General features: G+C 53.9%; 15 protein-coding genes. All 15 read right to left on the bottom strand.

The features are described from left to right. The 15 genes from HUV26_RS14005 to pseC all read right to left on the bottom strand — a co-directional run bounded on the left by HUV26_RS14005 (position 1) and on the right by pseC (position 14,682). Positions 1–720 carry an SDR family NAD(P)-dependent oxidoreductase gene (locus HUV26_RS14005; protein WP_174410758.1) on the bottom strand — a complete coding sequence of 240 codons (720 nt, stop codon included), beginning with the start codon at positions 718–720 and terminating at the stop codon, positions 1–3. Continuing rightward, the gene (locus tag HUV26_RS14000; protein WP_174410757.1) at positions 710–1,600 is read right to left on the bottom strand and encodes a radical SAM/SPASM domain-containing protein; all 891 of its coding nucleotides are present in this window, start codon (positions 1,598–1,600) and stop codon (positions 710–712) included. Before HUV26_RS14000 ends, HUV26_RS14005 begins: the two co-directional genes overlap by 11 nt. Before the next feature lie 11 nt (positions 1,601–1,611). After that, the gene (locus HUV26_RS13995) at positions 1,612–2,262 is read right to left on the bottom strand and encodes an HAD family hydrolase (RefSeq protein WP_174410756.1); all 651 of its coding nucleotides are present in this window, start codon (positions 2,260–2,262) and stop codon (positions 1,612–1,614) included. A gap of 3 nt (positions 2,263–2,265) precedes the next feature. Continuing rightward, on the bottom strand, positions 2,266–3,171 hold the full coding sequence (locus tag HUV26_RS13990; protein WP_174410755.1) for a phosphoglycerate dehydrogenase: 906 nt from the start codon (positions 3,169–3,171) through the stop codon (positions 2,266–2,268). After that, a complete protein-coding gene (locus HUV26_RS13985; RefSeq protein ID WP_174410754.1) occupies positions 3,168–4,037 on the bottom strand; it encodes an FkbM family methyltransferase in 870 nt (289 codons plus the stop codon). Before HUV26_RS13985 ends, HUV26_RS13990 begins: the two co-directional genes overlap by 4 nt. Positions 4,038–4,041: 4 nt before the next feature. Beyond that, on the bottom strand, positions 4,042–4,809 hold the full coding sequence (locus tag HUV26_RS13980; RefSeq protein ID WP_174410753.1) for a 3-deoxy-manno-octulosonate cytidylyltransferase: 768 nt from the start codon (positions 4,807–4,809) through the stop codon (positions 4,042–4,044). Positions 4,810–4,811: 2 nt separating this feature from the next. Next, entirely contained in the window at positions 4,812–5,720 is a 909-nt protein-coding gene (locus HUV26_RS13975) for an NAD-dependent epimerase/dehydratase family protein (RefSeq protein WP_174410752.1), read from the bottom strand. A 17-nt stretch (positions 5,721–5,737) separates the two neighbouring features. Continuing rightward, positions 5,738–6,487 (bottom strand): HpcH/HpaI aldolase family protein, encoded by a 750-nt coding sequence (locus tag HUV26_RS13970; RefSeq protein ID WP_174410751.1) that lies wholly within the window; start codon positions 6,485–6,487, stop codon positions 5,738–5,740. A 14-nt stretch (positions 6,488–6,501) separates the two neighbouring features. Beyond that, positions 6,502–7,023, bottom strand: coding sequence for a winged helix-turn-helix domain-containing protein (locus HUV26_RS13965; RefSeq protein ID WP_174410750.1), 522 nt, complete (start codon positions 7,021–7,023; stop codon positions 6,502–6,504). 38 nt (positions 7,024–7,061) lie between these two features. Then, on the bottom strand, positions 7,062–8,990 hold the full coding sequence (locus HUV26_RS13960) for a hypothetical protein (protein ID WP_174410749.1): 1,929 nt from the start codon (positions 8,988–8,990) through the stop codon (positions 7,062–7,064). 223 nt (positions 8,991–9,213) lie between these two features. Then, positions 9,214–10,287 (bottom strand): N-acetylneuraminate synthase family protein, encoded by a 1,074-nt coding sequence (locus HUV26_RS13955; protein WP_174410748.1) that lies wholly within the window; start codon positions 10,285–10,287, stop codon positions 9,214–9,216. Then, positions 10,280–10,987, bottom strand: a complete 708-nt coding sequence (locus tag HUV26_RS13950) for an acylneuraminate cytidylyltransferase family protein (RefSeq protein ID WP_174410747.1) — start codon at positions 10,985–10,987, stop codon at positions 10,280–10,282. The genes HUV26_RS13955 and HUV26_RS13950 overlap by 8 nt, the downstream gene beginning before the upstream one ends. Continuing rightward, positions 10,980–12,050, bottom strand: a complete 1,071-nt coding sequence (gene pseI / locus HUV26_RS13945; RefSeq protein ID WP_174410746.1) for a pseudaminic acid synthase — start codon at positions 12,048–12,050, stop codon at positions 10,980–10,982. The genes HUV26_RS13950 and pseI overlap by 8 nt, the downstream gene beginning before the upstream one ends. Beyond that, a complete protein-coding gene (gene pseG, locus HUV26_RS13940; protein ID WP_174410745.1) occupies positions 12,040–13,539 on the bottom strand; it encodes a UDP-2,4-diacetamido-2,4,6-trideoxy-beta-L-altropyranose hydrolase in 1,500 nt (499 codons plus the stop codon). The genes pseI and pseG overlap by 11 nt, the downstream gene beginning before the upstream one ends. Further along, positions 13,540–14,682 carry a UDP-4-amino-4,6-dideoxy-N-acetyl-beta-L-altrosamine transaminase gene (pseC, locus tag HUV26_RS13935; protein ID WP_174410744.1) on the bottom strand — a complete coding sequence of 381 codons (1,143 nt, stop codon included), beginning with the start codon at positions 14,680–14,682 and terminating at the stop codon, positions 13,540–13,542. Positions 14,683–14,686 lie beyond the last annotated feature (4 nt).

Genomic DNA, 14,686 nt, shown 5'->3' with positions numbered 1-14,686 from the left:
TTACTCGCCGCCGGAAACAGGAATGACGGCCCCGGTAAGAAATGTTGGCGCGTCCAGAGTCAGGTAGCATACTACGTTGGCAATCTCTTCGGGTCTGGCCATGCGCTTTGCTGGGATGAGAGATACTCTCTTGCCCATGTCCTTGGAAGGGTTTCGTGCATGAATCCCGGTATCTGTGACACCGACACGTACAGCGTTGCAGGGTATGCCGAGTTCGGCATACCGTTTGGCCAGCGTGATGGTCATTGTTTCCAGCGCGGCCTTGGAAGAGGCGTAGGGAAGCGATGCGATGGAGCCTCCAAATTTGACTCCGATGCTGGAGAGAAAGAGAATGCGACCCCGCTGTTGCGGTTCCATATACCGCAGCGCCCGCTGGGCGAGAAGAAAGGGCATGAAGGTATTGATGGCGAAGGACGTTTCAAGATCCTGTACCGCAATATCATCCAGTGACGCATATCCGTGGTAGGATGCGGCGTTGCAGATAAGGATATCCAGCCCGCCGTGTTCTGCCAGCACGGCATCCAGAAGCGCGAGGCTCCCTTGTTGATCGGCAAAATCACAGCGCAGAGCGGTCAGCCCGGGATGTTCGGCTATACTCTCGGAAAGTGGGGTGTTGTTATGCTGGGCGATAACATGTATCCCCCGTGCTAGCAGAGCGTTGACGATGGCGGTTCCGATGCCGCCCGAAGCTCCTGTTACCAGTGCTATGCTACTCGCCAAGAGACTCTCTCCATAGCTGGAAATGTTCTTCTCCCATGACAAGCCCGTCGACGTCACAGAGGGCGCAGGGATCAAAATCGCGCTTGCAATTGATGAGCCGCTTTCTCCATGCGTTCATCTTCTTGCTGTTCCATACAGACAGTAGGGATTCGGTCTTGAGATTGCCCAATCCGGACAGCTTTTTCCAGTCGTGAGGACAGAGCAGTGGGCTGCCGTCCACGTCCACCATGATCATGTAGAACGGATAGTAGCAGGGCTGGTGCAGCGGCAGTTCCGGTGGCGTTTCATTCTCGTCTCGATAGGCGTTGGAGTTGATAAGGCCGGACCGGTTGGAAATGGTCATGCCAAAGTTGGTTTCGGTCTTGTATCGCCTGCGCAGAACAACAGCGCCTTCCGGAACATTGGCTTCTTCAACCAGTAGCTCAAACTGTTTCGCCTCTGCCGGGCCGTCATATATGGAAATGTTGATGGTATCCAGGCTGGCGTCGAGAAGAGAGAGCAGAACTTCCTTCGTGAGCAGATCACCATTGGTCACCATTTCAATACGGGAGTTGGGTAGTGTTTTGCGGGTGAACGCGATGAACTCGGTGATGTGTTTGTTCAGCAGAGGCTCACAAAACCCGGAGTAAAGAATCTTGCCTGCGTACTGGATGGACTCCAGTTCCCGAATAATTTTTTGGTACAGGCCGAAATCCATGGCCACAGGATTTTTCTTGTAGACGGCAGGATCGTAGAAAGGGCAGAAGGGGCAGGCGCGGGTACAGGAACCGTGAATGTTGAATTCGACAATGGAAAAAACCGGAACGCCATCAACCGTGCTGATGCGATCCGCAATAATCTTTCTCTTGCGTCGTGTGCTCGGATCAATAAACCGCTGCATGAGACGGTATCCTATCTGTTGCTGTGATTGAAAACAAGGTCAGCGTCGAGAAACAATGGTCGGAGATCTTCCCCCCATGGCCACGCGCTGTCCGCAAAGCCCTTTCCTCTCCCGTAGAACAGGGTGCCGTTGGCTTCTGCCGCTTTCAGGTCCGTGGAACTGTCGCCCACCATAAGCGTTTCCGCCGCTTGAACCCCCGCACGCTCTATGCACAGGCGTAACAACTCCGTCTTACCGGGCGGGGAGCCGTAAATTCCTTCAAAATAACCGGAGAGGCCACGTTCCTTCAATATCACGTTCAATTCCTCATGAGGCGCACCGGAGGCGACATACATGGGGATTCTCCCATGGAATGAACGTATGGCCTCCAATGCCCCGGGAACCATAGGGGCACTCATGACATTGGCAAAGGAAAGTTCCTCGAATTTGCGCCCCATAGCCTGCGACTGTTCTTCGGTGATGGATTTGTCCAGCACCTCGGCATAGAACCACTCGAACTTCTTGTACCGGCTTACCCCGCCGTTGGCGTTATGATACGTGATAAGGCGGGCCACCGCTTCCGGGCCGAATTCTGCCACCACCTGCCCGAAGGCGTGGGTCTTGGCTTCCACGCTTTCAAGGATGACGCCGTCGCAGTCGAAAACAATTAGGGAAACGGGCATTGGTTATCCCCTCAGGGCATCCAGCAGGTTCAGGATGGTGTCGGTTTCCATCTGGATGCGGCTTTCCATGGCGTAGGAGCCGATGTGCGGGGTGAGGATGACGCTATCCAGCTCCTTCAGAGGGCCGTCGTAAGGTTCCTTGTCGAACACGTCGATTGCGGCACCGGAAAGATGACCTGATTTGCAAAGTTCGTACAGGGCGTCTTCCTCGATGATGCCGCCGCGAGAGGCGTTGATGACCCAGCTACCCTTCTTCATCTGCATGAGGCGCTCTGTGGTGAACAAGGAGCATTCGCCACCGGTCTTGGAGCAGTGCAGGGTGAGGATATCCGCCCACGAGAGCAGGTCGTCCACGCTTTTGCTTGCATAGGCGTCGGATGTGGCGACAGGGTCGTTGAAGGCGATTTCAACGCCCAGCGGAGCAAACACGGAAGCCACCGCTTGCCCGATGCGGCCAAAGCCGATTATGCCGAGCTTCTTTCCCTTCAGGGTGTTGCCCATGCGCTTTTTCCACACGCCGGAACGCAGCTCGCGGTCCTGCTGGGTGACCTTGCGCATAAGGTCGAGCGCATAGCCGAGGGTGAGCTCTGCAACCGCCAACGTGGGCCCGTCCGGGGTGTTGCGCACGGCAATGCCTCGTGCCTTGGCTGCGGCATGGTCCACATTGTCCATGCCGGTGCCGCAGCGGGAAATGGCTTTGAGCTCGGGCAGCGCGGCCATGACACGCTCCGTCAGGGGCTCTGTTCCCGCAGCCACGCCCACGCAGCCCTGCAGTACCTCGATCGTTTCCTCTTCAGTCAGCTTGCGTCCGTGCGGGTTGAGCACGTACTCGATGCCTGCGTCCCGCAGCAGTTGCAGGGGCGCGTCACTGAATTTGGCAAATGACGAGGTGGTGATGGCGATTTTCATGGCTGTCCCACTTTTCTGTAAAAACTGTTGTAGAAATTCTGGTAGCGCGTGTTGTCAAAAATAGGACTGCGTTCTCGGAGGTAGAGCTTGAAGCCGAGTGACTCGACAAGTGCCGTGATTCGCTCGACAAACCCTGTATCGTCCATGTTAGTTTCAAGCGCGAGGGTTTTAACCTTTGGATCGGCCAGCGTTTGGACACCATTGGAAAGGATTAATTCTTCTATTCCGTCTACATCAACTTTGATGTGGTTGGGGAACGGAATGCCCTGTTCCCTTACTAGAGAGTCGATGGTGTAACTCATGACCTGCTGCTTGAATTCTATAGCAAGTTGCACGGACCCTGCACCGGAAATCGACCCCGCCTGCTCGTTCAAAGAAAACTCCGCCCCGCCCAGGTCCATGGAGGACATGGAGAGTGGCAGCAGGCCGTTGCTGCCGCCAAGGGCAATGCAGAGCGGGGTGACCATCTTTCCGAGATCATTAAGATGCACGTTCTTGCACAGCAGATAGAAGTTTGGAGCCGCCGGTTCAAATGAAAGTACCTGGGTGCCTCTGCTGCCTGCGTAGAGCGAATACAGGCCCACGTTTGCGCCAATGTCCCAGAAGACGTCACCCGGTTCAAAGGAATCGATCCAGGCAAGTGTCTCGGGTTCCTTTGTGTGGAACGTGTTTGCCCTATACGCCAACAGGCGGCCCGGACAGTGGAGTTTCAGTGTGGAGTGCTTTGTTTTCACCGTAGCTGTGGGGACCATGTCTTCGGCAAGCATCGCCCGGAAGGCAAGGTGCTTGTTTCTGGGTAGCATCACCAGAGGCAGGCTTATAAGCCATGCATAGAGGCGGGTAAGTTTGCGTTTCGTATCAGTCATGGTGCTAACTGTACTTTTTGCGCAGCGCGTCGTTCTTCATCATTTCGATGGCGCGGTCGAGGTCGTGCTGCGTGTCGACTGAGAGGGTGTTTGCCGCGTAAGGCACCATCCGCACCTTTTCGCCATGTTCAAGGATACGCATCATGTCCACGGATTCGATTATTTCCAGCGGTGTTTCCGGTAACGCGTTGAAGCGCAGCAGATAGTCGCGGCGGAAGGGGATGATGCAGACCTGTTTGCGCATGGGCACGTTGGTTACGCCCTTCTTGCGGGACGGTACCGGCTCGCGCGAGAAATAGAGGGCATCGTTGTTCAGGTCCACAACCACCTTGACCTCGTTGGGATCTTCGAACTCCTCCACGGTCTTCATGTCGCCCATCAGGTTGACCACATTAATTGAAAGGTCTGCGATCATGGGTTTTACGGCGGCTTCGATCATTTCCGGTGTGGTCATGGGTTCATCGCCCTGTACCATAACCACGATGTCCGCCCTGATGCCGAGCTCTTCTTCGATCTTGAGCAGGGCTTCTGCGGTGCGGGTGGTGCAGCGCTCATGGGTGTCTGCAGTCATTACGCACTTAAGGCCAACGGATGTGCAATAGTCCATGATCACACTGTCGCAGGTAGCGACATACGTGGCGGTAAGTGATGTGCACATGGCGGTACGGAAGGCAACGTGGCCGATCATGGGCACCCCGTGTATATCGGCAAGGGGTTTGCCGGGGAAACGGCTGGAGCCCATACGGGCAGGAATAACTGCAATGATGTTCATGCTCACCCTTTTATCAGATAGCCGCCGACATTCTGCATGTCGGGATTAATTTCCTGGTGCAGTTCCTCGATGAGTCGTAAAACGCCCTGCCCCAGATCGGTGTGCAGGATGGGGGTGATTTTTTTCCCCATGCGTGGGCTAAAATTGTACGGTGTGATCAGATAGTGGTTGCTGTCTGAATCGAACAGGAAGCGCAGGTCAAGATCTTTGCCCAGCATTTCCCCGATCATCTTCAGCACGTTGCCTACGGCCATTTGCTGGTGTCCGGTGAGCACGATGTTTTGGTTTGCGTATTCCGGCTTGAGGATTTCCACGCTGGTCAGGGCAGCATCTTCTACGTGTATGTATTCCCGTAGCGCCTCGGGTGAGCCGTAATAGGTAATAGACCCTGTGGTCAGGGCTTCTTTGACGAATCGGTGAATGGCGTTTTTTTCATCAGCACGCGAGCCGTATAGGGAGCCGTAACGCAAGATGGTATACTCTAGTCCGTAGTTCTTATGAAACTGTTCTATGAACAGCTCGCAGGCCTGCTTGCTGCAGCGGTAGAATCCGCCGGAGTCGCTGTATACGTAAACGGAGCTGGCAAACAGGAATCGCTTGACCTTGGCTTGGCGGCAGGCATCCAGGACGATGGTATTCCCGAGAATATTGTAGGTCACGGTGTCTATGGGGCGTCCGTTGGCCTCACCGATGTCGGCGATGCCAGCGAAGTTGAACACCGCATCAGCGCCGGAGACCGAATCTAGAACACTTTGCTCGTCAAGGATGTTGCCCACGATCATCTTCTGATCATCGCGCAGGTATGGTGACTTGCGGATATCGAAGATGACGACGTCGTGCCCGGCAGCGGACAGCTTGTCGCATACGTGTGAGCCGAGGAACCCGGCTCCGCCAAATACTGTAATCTTCATGGTGCGTCTAACCACTATTACCAGATGGGCCTTTCGGCACTGTTATACAAAAACACGGAATCAATTCCGTACGCAATGAACTGGTATCCTTCCTCAATCTTGCTGCGCAGTGCTGCTGCGTCGGGCTGTACAACATGCAGCCCCATGGGGATGCATGCGGATCGCGCCGATTCAGCAATGCGGGAAAGAGCTTGCGTAAAGTCAGAGTGTCCGAACTGCCCGGTCAAGCCCATGGAGCCGGAAAGGTCATAAGGGCCTACCATAATCGCGTCCAGTCTGGGGTGAGCAAGAATGGCCGACAGGTTGTCTATAGCCCGCACGTGCTCAATCTGTGCACAGAAAAAGAGGTCGGGATTGGCAGCAACGCCCTGTTCGAACTGCTTGCCGAACAGATTGCCTCGACAATAGCCGACTCCGCGTATTCCGTTGGGCGGGTACAGAGAAAGGCTGATAGCATCGTCCAGTTGTTTACGGGATTCGATCATGGGAAAGATGAGACCCGCAGCTCCGGAATCCAAGGCTCCCTTGATCGAGGTCATGGTGCAGTCCGCAACCCGGGCAAAAGGCAGCGAGCCGCCTAGGTCAATGGCGCGAAATGTGTCCGGGAGATCGCTGCGGGTAAAGGCGCCGTGTTCTAGGTCCACAGCAATCCAGTCATACCCTGAATTGCCCATAAGTTCGGCTACATCGGGCGAGGGAATTTGCATCCACGATCCAACGGTGTGCCCGCCAGTTGAAAGTTTTTGGCGTAATGCAGCTATGGTCATAGGGGGACGCATGGTTAATATGCCTTCCAATACGGGCGTTTAGCCAGCAGACTGGTTGTGTTAAATTCGCTGGTGGGCATGACCATGGTTCTGATCTTTCTGCCCAGCTTTTTCTCTATGGGCTGTGCCACACCGTGCAGTTTATTGGGGTCTACGTTGCCGACGACGAGCACGTCAATTATGCCGCTGTCCACCCCTTTGGCATAGTCGTCCAGAATGTAAACTTCCTGTACGTCGCCAAGGTGGGTGAGAATCTGCTCGATCACCCTGTCTATGCCGAAATGTTTGCGCACGATGGAGCTGATTTCCGGAAAGAAAGGATGCCGTGTGTTGGCCTTGTAGTAGATGTTCCGTCCTTTCTTTTCCTTGTCAAGGTACCCCGCCTGACTCAGGCCGTCCAATTCCTCTTTCAGCGCGTTGGGTGAAAGGCTGAACTCGCTGGATAATTCGCGCAGATAGGAAGAGACCTCAGGGTTAAGGAAAAGCTTGAGGAGCAGCTTGATGCGCGTTTTGGATGTGAAGAGCTTGTCGAGCATGGGTGTTACGTTAAGGAAAATTGAACAAAAAGTAAACGTCAGTTCTGGGCAGATGATAAGATGTAGTTCACTATCCGCTCTCGGCAATGGCCGTCTGAGAGCCCGCCAATTTTGCTGCGAATGAAGGAAAAATACTCCTCTTGATCCGTTAGGAATCCTGACTCGACAATCCGTCTGGTCATGCGATCCAGGTCGTCATAGGAATGGGCAAATAGAGGATAGCCATGCAGGTTTGTGGCATGGCAGCTAAAGTGGTGAGAGGAGAACTTTTTGTAATCATGAACGATAAGCGGTTTTCCGCATGAGATATATTCATCGCACATGGATGAATAGCAGGCGATGCAAAAGTCAGAAATAGCTGCAAGCTTGTAGCTGATGTTGTGCACGCGGTACTGTCTGTTGATTTCTATGTTTTTTCGAGATTCGATTTGGCGGACAGTTTCAGCGAATGTAGGGTACGAACACCATTCGTCGTCTTTCCCTCTTATGATAAAATGTACATCTGGCATTGAATCGGAAAGGCGTATAATATCATTGTAAAATGCAATAAGTGATACATGGCTAATGTGTAGATTGCCTGCAGAGTGAAAATATTCATGGCTGTGAAAGTTTAAAACAAGACAGATTTTTTTGTTGTCATCTATTTGCGTGTAATCTCTCCTTATTTCTTTCGAATCAGTAATGTATTTCTTGAGAATATCAGATCGATGAAATCCTACAGAGTGTGTGCGTTTTACGCTGCACAGTGGATGGTTTGCAATAAGTGATTCAGAGTGAGGGTTGGCACACAAAAATTCATCGATAATAGTTTTTGCGTCAAGTCTGTTGTATGTAATGTATCTTTCCTGTGCAGAGATTGTTTTAATATTAAGGGTATTTAAGGCAAGAGCAACGTATTTCGAGAATAGAAAATCATACGAGATAAGAGCAATTTTCGCGTCTGTGTCCGAAAAAGAATCGATGGCAGATTTATATCTGCAAAATGCTAGCGTGTATAATATTAATGTGTATGTCTCATGTATTGATCGAGGAGCTATTTTGTTTTTAATAAGAAGCAAGGCGAGTGCCTGTAGTGCTTTGAAGCTTTTGCTCAAGGATCTGGTTGAGTACGTCTTTAGCGTAACCCCTGCGGATTGGTATTGTCCTTTGAGCCAGCTAAGCGAGCGAACGTGCAGTTCGTCCTCATAGTGAACCAGAGAAGTCATGGGCAGACGATCTTCATCGTAGTATTTGTTATTTTCATAGAGTGGAGAAGATAATCCTTTATGCGCGATAACAATGATTTCCTTCCTGAGAGGTGTTTGTGGTTGCTGGTTTGGTTCGTAGGGCGATGTTTCGGGGTGTTTTGTTTTTTGAAAAGACTTTATGAAAATCATTTTTATAAAAAAGAATATTTTAATGAGTATCTTGTATGTCGTGATGCATGATACGATGGTTGCGCTAAGAAAATTAGGGCATATGTTTTTGCAATCCGGCGATGACTGTTTCAAGAGCACAGACGAGAATGGATCTGCTGCAATGCATACAGATACGGAAGATGAGCTTTTAAGTTGCCCGTTGCGCCACATTAATAGTTTTGTAGTGTCAACCAGCCTGCCCTCGATCAGATCGCAGGCAGTTATGTATAGTTTATGGGTTAGATTTTCTATGTTCGGAAAAAGATAAGGCTGAACAGAAGCGAGAAATTCGGGTTTCCAAAGAGCGTCAACAGTTGTTTTAGTGTTTTCACCGAACTGTAATTGATAGCGACGGACAGCATCATTGTTGGCATAACCAAAATCGATCATGTGAATATGAAGAGCTGAAAGAAGCGCTGTTGCTCTGTCTGATCGGAACCGACGAGACAAATGCAGAACATGCACTTCAAATCCGCAAGCAGTGCAAAGCAGTGCTGGGAAAAAAGTGAACAGTGACAGCGTTTTGAAAAGGACAATCTTGGAGCGCTGCCCGTAGCGTGGTGTGTTCATGGGGAGTGTCGTTACGACTACCCATAGTCTCTATGGGTAGTCGTATAATGAGCTAGAGGGTAATAAGGAGAATTTCGTCGGTGCGGCGCCCGAGACTGTACACTGCGCCCCAAGAAAAAAAGTTCGACATATACACAGCAGGATCAAACTCGTCGATTTCAGCATCGGGTGGGCGCTTGTAGTGAGCAAGGTCTTGCAGGCTTTTGTAGGGCTTTTGTGTCAGTTACTTGAAGTCGGAAAAAGAAAGCTTTTGTCCCTTGGTCAGATTGTGCGCAGTTGTTCTGCCCAGAATCAGGTGGTCCATATCCGCAGGAATGCCGTCTCCGGGACGGGAATAGTGCAGATGCTCTTGAGAAATTGTGCTTCCTGCGGGTAAATCACAAGCGGCAAAAAGGCTTCGCCGCGCCACCAGTCTGGACTTTCTTTCAGGTGGGGAAACATATCTGCGGGTGGAGCCGAGTGCAATTTCCACCTCGCGGATAGTCTTAATAAAGGCAGCTGCGTCTTCAGGTTCCAAAGACATGATATGTTCAGGGCTGCGCGTTGTCCTGTCAAGCGTGATGGTCTTCTCGATCATGTGTGCTCCCAGAGCCACAGCAGCGACATCCATCACTGCTCCCGGGGTGTGATCAGAGAAGGCAACAGGATATGGGAACATGCTCTTAAGGGTGCGCAGAACGTTGAGATTAATTCCTTCAAGGTGGGCAGGATATCCGGAGGGACAATGGTTGATGATGATCTTGCGAGCGTTTGCCTCTTCAAGCACATCTATGGCCTTTTCAACCTCGCCAATGCTGGAAGACCCTGTGTCTATCTGTATGGCCCAATCGTATTGCGCAGCAACACGTAAAAAATGGTGGTAGGTCAGATCTCCGGAGCATATCTTGATACAATCCACTCCTTGCGCAGCAAGGAAATGGAGCTCGTCTTCAGTGGTTGCAGTGGAAAAGAAATCGATTCCTCTCTGCTTGCAGTGGGCGATGAGGATTTTCCATTCTTCTCTTGTCAGTTCCCGGCGTTGCAGAATTTCGAGAAGGGACTCCTCGATAGTTTCCGTTTCTCCGGTGTGTCGATCTTTTAGATAGGAATATGAAAACTTCACAGAAGGGTTGGATACAATAGCCTTGGCATCAACCATCTGGAATTTGATAGCGTCCGCATTGGCGTCGGCTGCCATATCTACCAGTTTAAGCGCGGATTCGAGACCGCTATGTGTGGGACCTGCTTCAAATACAATGTGAACAGGGTTCCCTTCGCCAAGAACGCGTGAGCCGAGGTGGAGAGTCTTGTTAGTCATTGGAAACTCGTTTGGTGAGAAGCCATTGTGCTAATTCAAAATCAAGCGCCGAGTCTATATCTATGGAGCGGCTTTGTGGCATTGCATACACATGCAGAGGTGTTCCGTAGTATGACCTGCTTTGCTTGAATGCCTTTACGTCAACAATGCAAATAGCGCCGTTTGCGCGGTACGGAACGGGCATCTCGTGCCGCTTCTTGCCCAGCGTTTCCGGGAAACAGGGAAAGGCCTGATGCGGAAATTGCGAGGCCATGCGGAGCGCACTGTAGGGGCTATGCTCGTATTCAGAAACACTCATTAAATAATTTGCGTTGTTCTCCCGGAAGAGAGCATAGGCAGCGTCAATATCCTCCGCCGTTCTGAAAGGGGAGGTGGGGAGCAGGATAATCAGCGTGTCGAACGTCTGGCCGAGTTGTTCATATGCTTCCAGAACATTCAGGCACACGTCAGAGACGCCGTAGGGATCTCTGGCCAAATGGTCCGGGCGGACGAAAGGGACTTCAGCACCGTATTCTTCAGCAATGTCGAGAACTTTTTTGCTTTCGGAGGAGACCATGATGCGACCGCAGGCAGAGGATTGCCTAGCCGCTTCAATGCTCCAGGCAATGAGCGGTTTGTCTCCCAGAGGTAGAATGTTCTTTTGCGGAAGCCGGGTAGACCCGAGTTTTGCGGGGAGGATAGTGAGGGTTCTGCTATTCACGGTGATTATTCCCGGAGGTGAAAAGGCCCATAGACATTGGGGTGCCCGCTTGAATGTCCATAGTAGCGTGACTGCCAATTATATCCGAGAGAAAACGGGTATGCAAGCCTGTACCCGGGCGTATGGAGCGCACATTCTCTAGGGTGAATGTTTCTCCTTTTTTCACGTCCTTTACCACGAAGAGAGAGCGTCGGAACACCTTGCTGGCAACTTCCTTGGCAGTGAGGGTGTATTGTACCGTACCGAGGGCCGCCTCTGCCATGCGTATGGCGTCGACCATCTGCCTGAACTCCTGCGGTTCCAGAGAGAATGAGGAGTCCGGTCCCTCATCGCCACGGGAGAGGGTGAAGTGCTTTTCGATGATACAGGCCCCGAGAGCCACGGCGGCCACAGGCGCGGTGATGCCGAGGGTGTGGTCGGAAAGCCCGCTGGGAACGCCGAACGCCTGCCCGAGATGGGGTATGGTGCGCAGGTTCATTTCGTGGGCGGGGGCGGGGTAGGCACTGGTGCATTTGAGCAGGGCAAGTTGTTTGCACCCTGCCTGACGCAGGGTGGTCACTGCCTCATCGATTTCTGCCAGGGTGGCCATGCCGGTGGACATAATGACGGGTTTGCCCGTGGCCGCAATCTTTTTGAGCAGAGGCAGGTCCACAAGCTCAAAGGACGCAACCTTGTGGGCGGGAACGTTCATGGTTTCCAGAAAATCCACGGCCGTTTCATCGAACGGAGTGGAAAACAGGTGCATGCCCAGTTCATCGGCCAAAGCCTTGAGCTTGGGCTGCCAGTCCCACGGAGTGTAGGCCTCCAGATACAGGTCATGCAGGGTTCGGCCTTCCCACAGGGTGCCCTTGATACGGAAATGTTCGTTGTCGCAGGGGATGGTGAGGGTGTCTGCGGTGTAGGTCTGCAGCTTCACGGCATCTGCGCCTGCGGCATGGGCAGCACGGAGGATGTCTGCCGCACGGTCGAAGCTCTGGTTGTGGTTGGCCGACATCTCCGCAATGATATATGCGGGGTGCCCTGCGCCTATGGTTCGGGTGCCTATGGTGATGCTACTGGTCATTTCCGGCTGCTCCGAGTGTGTAAAATTCTGTAGGCACGTTCATATATTGCCCTGTTTTCGTTAAATAAAAGCCTGCAGAGAGAAAGCTTTTTACGGAAGCGATATTGTCTGACTTGATGAGTGCCCGCACCGTGTGCCCGGGGTGCTCTTTCAGGAACATGCGGCAAGCCTGCCCGATAAGGCTGCCACCGAGCCCGCAGCCCCGGAAGGGCAGTGCCACAGCTACGGATATAGTGGCTGTGCGGCCTTCTCCCGTATGGAAACGGGCGTATCCGGCGGGAACGCCGTAGGCATTATCCGCCATATAAAAATGGATATCCCCGGACTGCAGGGCCTCTTTGTACCATGCCACATGATTTGCATGAGGGATGGGGGCCGAATTGAACGATGCGGCACGCACCTGAGGGTCGTTTGCGATGCTGAAAACGGCATCGCAGTCATCCGGGGTGGCAGGGCGCAACCGCAGTTCCGTGGGAGCCAACGCCTCAAGAAGGCGGAATGCGCCTAGTCCGTCAACCAGTGAACGAGCACGGGCAGCGGTGTGATGCCGGAGCGCGGAATCTGCAAGAAAGTCTGACAGGGTTGTAGACCACTGGGGAGACATGGCATCCAGACTACCCATGGAAACTGCGATTCCCTGACGGGTTAGGCTTTCTGCCAGCAGAGCCTGGTTGTCCGCTGTCTGGAGCAGAAAGAAGGGAATCCCCATGCGGGCAAGCTCAAAGCAGGTGCTGCCCGCAGCGGAGATGGCAAGGTCTGTCTGCCGTAGCAGGGCGGGCATGTCAGAGACCGCCGTGAGGAGTTGTGTGTGTGCACACCGCACTGTCTGCAGCGTTTGGCGGATGCTTTCTGTATGCGGGTTTGCCGGGCCGGTGAGCACGGTCAGTGTTACGTTATCCGGAGACAGTTCGGCCAGAGTCTGCAAAATGGCGCAGGTGGCGTTGTGTGGGTCTGCGCCGCCCATGGAGACAAGAAGGCGGACGGGACCTTTATGTTCATCGGGCCGTGCCGGGGGAGCCTGCAGGAATTCTTCGCGCAGCATGACGTAGCGGTGTCCGACAAGGAGTCTGGTATCATGTGCCTCAGGGTAGCGGACCAGTTCCGGCATGGTGCTGGGATTCACCAGAATATCGCAGCAGAATTCCCTGCGAAAGGCGTGGTCGTCCAGAACTACGGTCTTGGCATAGGGGCGGATGGCCTGCTGGTAGTCCAGAGTGAAGTGGTAGCCGTCCAGAACAATCGCACAAGGAGCCGGAGTCATCATTGCGCGGATGACAGCCATCTCTTCGTCCCTGTCCGCCTGAGGTGCGAGATACGTTACCGTGCACGGTATGGCGGACAGGCGTTCGCGCAGGAAAGGGATTTCGCAACGCGTTGCAAACGCAACCTGCATGCCCCGCCGCACCGCCGCCTGTGCAAGGGCGATGCAACGCATGACATGACCGGTTCCCATTTCGGGCGTGGCGTCTGCGCGGATGACCAGCTTCACTTACGCTCCTCGGGCATCCAGCAGCGTTTTAACCACCCTGTCCACGTCCGCCTCGGACAGTTCCGGGAACATCGGCAGGGAAAGCAGATGGTTGTATGCTTTTTCCGCCACAGGGCACAGTCCTTCCGCCGTGCCGAGGCGGGTGCGGTAATACGGGTGCAGGTGCACGGGAATGTAGTGGACGTTGACGCCTATTTTGTTGGCGCGCATGTGGGCGAACGCGGCGGCGCGGTCGGTCTTCTCCGGGAGTTGCACGGCGTAGAGGTGATAGGCGTTGAGCCTGTCGGGTCTTTGTGTGCAGGGCGAGATGTCAGTGCCCGCAAAGGCGGCATCATACTGTGCTGCGATGGCGCGGCGACGTTCCAGCGAATGCGGCAGACGTTTCAGCTGTGAGATGCCCAGCGCGCATTGGATGTCCGTAATGCGGTAGTTGTACCCGAGTTCCACCATGTCGTACGCCCATGAACCTGCGGCTTCGCGCTGGCGGTGGTCCGTGGAGATGCCGTGATTGCGGAACAGGCGCAGACGGGCGGCGAGCAGATCGCTGTCCGTCATGATCATGCCGCCTTCTCCCGTGGCAACGTGCTTCACCGGATGGAAGCTGAACACGGTCATATCGGCAAGGGTACCCACACTGCGCCCTCTGTACGTGCCGCCGATGGCATGGCAGCCATCCGCAACCAGTGCTACGCCCGCTTCATCGGCAACGGCCCGCAGGGCGTCCCAGTCGCAGGGCTGGCCGGCATAGTCCACGCCGATGATGGCCCGGGTTGCGGGCGTGATGCGGGCGCGCACCGCCTGCGGGTCTATAAGCAGAGTGTCCGGCTCCACATCGGCAAACACGGGGGTGCCCCCCATATACAGCACGCAGTTCGCAGTGGCTGCAAAGGTCATGGGGGAGACGATGACCTCGTCTCCGGGGCCGATGCCCAGCGCGAACATGGCAGCATGCAGGGCCGCTGTACCGTTGCACACCGCAACGCCGTGGCGTGCACCCGTGAAGGTGCACACTGCCTGCTCGAACTCGCCCACGCGGGGACCGGTGGTGAGCCAGTCTGACCGCAGGGCTTCGGTCACGGCGGCGATGTCTTCGTCCGTGATGTGCTGTCGCCCGTAAGGGATGAATGTGCGGTTGTCTTCCATGACG

The sequence above is a fragment of the Desulfovibrio psychrotolerans genome (genome assembly GCF_013340305.1).
Taxonomy (GTDB): Bacteria; Desulfobacterota; Desulfovibrionia; order Desulfovibrionales; family Desulfovibrionaceae; genus Halodesulfovibrio; species Halodesulfovibrio psychrotolerans.
The sequence above is the reverse complement of the archived record's forward strand: the minus strand, read 5'-3'. Positions and strand labels throughout refer to the sequence as shown.

Coding starts and splice junctions, on each gene's coding strand:
- HUV26_RS13970 (WP_174410751.1), bottom strand. CDS start 6,487: ATGACCATAGCTGCATTACGCCAAAAACTTTCAACTGGCGGGCACACC.
- HUV26_RS13960 (WP_174410749.1), bottom strand. CDS start 8,990: ATGAACACACCACGCTACGGGCAGCGCTCCAAGATTGTCCTTTTCAAA.
- HUV26_RS13985 (WP_174410754.1), bottom strand. CDS start 4,037: ATGACTGATACGAAACGCAAACTTACCCGCCTCTATGCATGGCTTATA.
- pseI (WP_174410746.1), bottom strand. CDS start 12,050: ATGACCAGTAGCATCACCATAGGCACCCGAACCATAGGCGCAGGGCAC.
- pseC (WP_174410744.1), bottom strand. CDS start 14,682: ATGGAAGACAACCGCACATTCATCCCTTACGGGCGACAGCACATCACG.
- HUV26_RS14000 (WP_174410757.1), bottom strand. CDS start 1,600: ATGCAGCGGTTTATTGATCCGAGCACACGACGCAAGAGAAAGATTATT.
- HUV26_RS13980 (WP_174410753.1), bottom strand. CDS start 4,809: ATGAACATCATTGCAGTTATTCCTGCCCGTATGGGCTCCAGCCGTTTC.
- HUV26_RS13965 (WP_174410750.1), bottom strand. CDS start 7,023: ATGCTCGACAAGCTCTTCACATCCAAAACGCGCATCAAGCTGCTCCTC.
- HUV26_RS13995 (WP_174410756.1), bottom strand. CDS start 2,262: ATGCCCGTTTCCCTAATTGTTTTCGACTGCGACGGCGTCATCCTTGAA.
- HUV26_RS13955 (WP_174410748.1), bottom strand. CDS start 10,287: ATGACTAACAAGACTCTCCACCTCGGCTCACGCGTTCTTGGCGAAGGG.
- HUV26_RS13990 (WP_174410755.1), bottom strand. CDS start 3,171: ATGAAAATCGCCATCACCACCTCGTCATTTGCCAAATTCAGTGACGCG.
- HUV26_RS13975 (WP_174410752.1), bottom strand. CDS start 5,720: ATGAAGATTACAGTATTTGGCGGAGCCGGGTTCCTCGGCTCACACGTA.